The 2,821-nt window shown below is 58.3% G+C and carries 3 protein-coding genes and 1 pseudogene; all 4 read right to left on the bottom strand.

Annotated elements, in window-relative coordinates; translation table 11 throughout:
* Positions 1–181, bottom strand: a pseudogene (locus B7444_RS16570) (alpha/beta hydrolase); the annotation flags it as partial.
* Between the two features lie 9 nt (positions 182–190).
* The gene (locus B7444_RS16170; protein WP_007284706.1) at positions 191–1,696 is read right to left on the bottom strand and encodes an efflux transporter outer membrane subunit; all 1,506 of its coding nucleotides are present in this window, start codon (positions 1,694–1,696) and stop codon (positions 191–193) included.
* Position 1,697: 1 nt separating this feature from the next.
* Positions 1,698–2,609, bottom strand: a complete 912-nt coding sequence (locus B7444_RS16165) for an HlyD family efflux transporter periplasmic adaptor subunit (RefSeq protein ID WP_007284707.1) — start codon at positions 2,607–2,609, stop codon at positions 1,698–1,700.
* 12 nt (positions 2,610–2,621) lie between these two features.
* The gene (locus B7444_RS16160) at positions 2,622–2,816 is read right to left on the bottom strand and encodes a DUF1656 domain-containing protein (RefSeq protein WP_007284708.1); all 195 of its coding nucleotides are present in this window, start codon (positions 2,814–2,816) and stop codon (positions 2,622–2,624) included.
* Positions 2,817–2,821: the final 5 nt, after the last annotated feature.

Below are 2,821 nucleotides of genomic sequence, written 5' to 3'. Positions count from 1 at the left end.
TGCCTGCCAGTCCCCCCTGCGGTCCAGTCGCCTCGATAGCACTTTCTTTGGCAGCCAGTGCAGTCGAAGGCGGAAGTGTAAGCAGCCCCAGAAGCAGCAGGTAATGGCGGAAACGATACATCCCAATCCTCGTGGCGTGACATCCTGCAAAATCTGCCACGGGGAAACCACGCCCCGCCATGTTTTTCACTCAGCGCGTAAAGGCGCGTGCCAGAGCGTTCTGTTTGCCGACTTCAACCGGCAGACGGGTATCGGTCAGCTCTCGTCCCTGCCAACCCGCACCCATTGCTGTATAAAGTGAAATGGCATCCCGCAAACGCGCCGTGCGGCCAACGACGGCCTGATCCTGTGCGGTCAGGGCTGTCTGCTCCGTGGTCAGAACATTCAGATAGCCTGTCAGACCTGCACCAAACAGCTTCTGCGCCCGATCGCGGGCCAGGCCGGAGTCCCGCGCTGCATCTTCGAGCTGACTGACCAGTTCATTATCGTGCCGCCAGTCGCCCAGAGAGTCTTCGACTTCTTCAAACGCCTTGAGCACTGTCTTGCGATAAGCCAGCCGACTTGCTTCCGCCTCAGCACGAGACTGGGCGATCTCCGCCGTATAGCGGCCACCATGAATGATCGGCAGCGAGGCCATCATCATGAAGCTCCAGGCCATCCCGCCCATCTGGAACGCCTGATAGGCCGCTGAGGCATTGGGATTGAACGTCAGCGGGATCATGAACTTCGGATAAAGGTTCGCGACCGCGACACCCACCTGCGCCGTGTCGGCTGCATAATGAGCCTCTGCCGCACGAATATCCGGACGGTTGGCCAGAACGATGGATGGCAGAGACGCTGGAAATTCCGGCACAGCCGGAAGAGGACGTCGGACATCCAGCTCTTCTTCCAGCTTACCCGGCATTTCGCCCAGCAGCACGGAAATCGCATGGATCAGACGCTCTTCCTGGGAATGAAGAGGCGCCAGCCGTGAACGTTCGAGATGCTCTTCCGTCTGCGCCTGCGCCACAGCAAGCGTATTGCCAAGACCGTGCGTGTACAGCTTTTCTGTCAATTCCCGCGAACGCTGCGCCACATCAATGCTGCGTTCCGTAACCGCCAGCCGCTCCTGCACGCCCCGGAGCGAGACGTAGTCCGACGCCAGTTCCGACAACAGAGAGAGAAGAATGGCCCGACGGTCTTCAATGGACTCTTCAACGAGCCGTTTGCGTTCTTCAACCTGGCGGGAGATATGCCCGAACAGATCGATTTCCCAGCTGGCCCGCGCCCCGTAGGTAAGGACGGAAGCCTGTGGTCTGTTCTGAGGGCTTCCGGGACGGATCGGCCAGTTATCCACGTTAATGGAATAACGGTCATCACCGCCGCCCATGGCCGCATCCAGCTGCGGGTACCAGGCCGCCTGCGCCTGCCGGCGGACAGCCCGCTCCGAAATGATGTGCTGCGAGGCAATCTGCAGATCGTAGTTGCCTTTGATGGCCTGCTCGACCAGCTCATTCAGCATCGGATCGTGAAACTGGGCCCACCAGTCCTTCATGTCCGCTTCCGTGCGGGCAATCTCCTCTGCCGTCACGGAATGGGGCTGCTCCACGAAGGAGTCTGGCACCTTGATCCTGTCTGGCTTGAAGTTTGGTCCCACCGTACACGCCGTCAGAGACAGACAGGTACTCAGGGCGAGGGTCAGGAGCTTGCGGGACATGTCAGAGATGGTTCTGCAGCCAGGTGGTCAGCTTGCCACGGGCGCCAGGCGTTTCGCGGCCAATCGTGACAGTCGCGGTCATACCGGCCGCAAGGGTGATTTCCGGCGGTACGTTATCCAGTTCCAGACGCACCGGAATACGCTGTGCCAGACGCACCCAGGTAAAGATCGGATTCACATCCGGCAGGCCAAGACGGTCTGAAACGCCATTGCGGTCATTAATACCGCGACCAATGCTGACGACGTGTGCAGGAAGGATCTGCTTGTATCCCATCAGCTTGACACGGGCCTCGTCACCGACATGCACACCGTGCATCTTGGTTTCTTCGAAGTATCCGTTGATCCAGTAACTGTGGGCGTCAATCACGGCCAGACCAGGCTGACCTGCATGGGCGTAATCGCCAACACGCAGATTCAGATTGGTAATATACCCGTCAACCGGCGAATAAACCGTGGAACGCTGGAGGTTCAGCAGAGCCGTATTCAGTTCGGCCTTCGCTGCATTCACCTTGGCGCGCTGGGTTTCGACGTTTGAGTTGAAGTCTTCCTGTTCTTCAGCAGACACAATGCCACCGAGACCCATACGACGCCTGGCATCAGAAGATCTCAGCTTGAGGTCTTCGTCCGCACCGGCAAGACGGGCGCGGGCTGCGTCGATCTCAAGACGGAAACGAACCGGATCGAGAACGAAAAGCGGATCGCCACGATGGACAAACTGGTTATCCACGACGGGAACAGAAACGACTGTTCCGGAAACTTCAGGAGCTGCATCCACGACATAGACACGGACACGACCGTCACGTGTCCAGGGCGCCAGAACATAAATGTCCCACATGGTCCGACCAAGGCCGATAGCCATAGCGAGGACAATCAGGGTCAGCAGAACGCGGATCACACTGCGGGTCCAGTTCATGGCCGACCCCTCCTAGACGTAAAGGATGAGTAGACAGAGAACACAGACATAGAGCGCTATTTCAAAGAGTGCGACGTGCCAGAACCAGCTCAGGGCGCCGGTTCGCCACAGAATGCTTCTCAACAGCAATGTCACGAACACGGCTGCAACGGCATAGATCGAGAGAGGTGCCACAAAGACGCCGAAAAGATTAACTTCCGTAAGCATCAGGC

The organism is Gluconobacter thailandicus F149-1 = NBRC 100600 (genome assembly GCF_000964465.1).
In the GTDB taxonomy this organism is placed as follows: Bacteria; Pseudomonadota; Alphaproteobacteria; order Acetobacterales; family Acetobacteraceae; genus Gluconobacter; species Gluconobacter thailandicus.
This window is presented reverse-complemented; position numbering and strand designations above follow the sequence as displayed.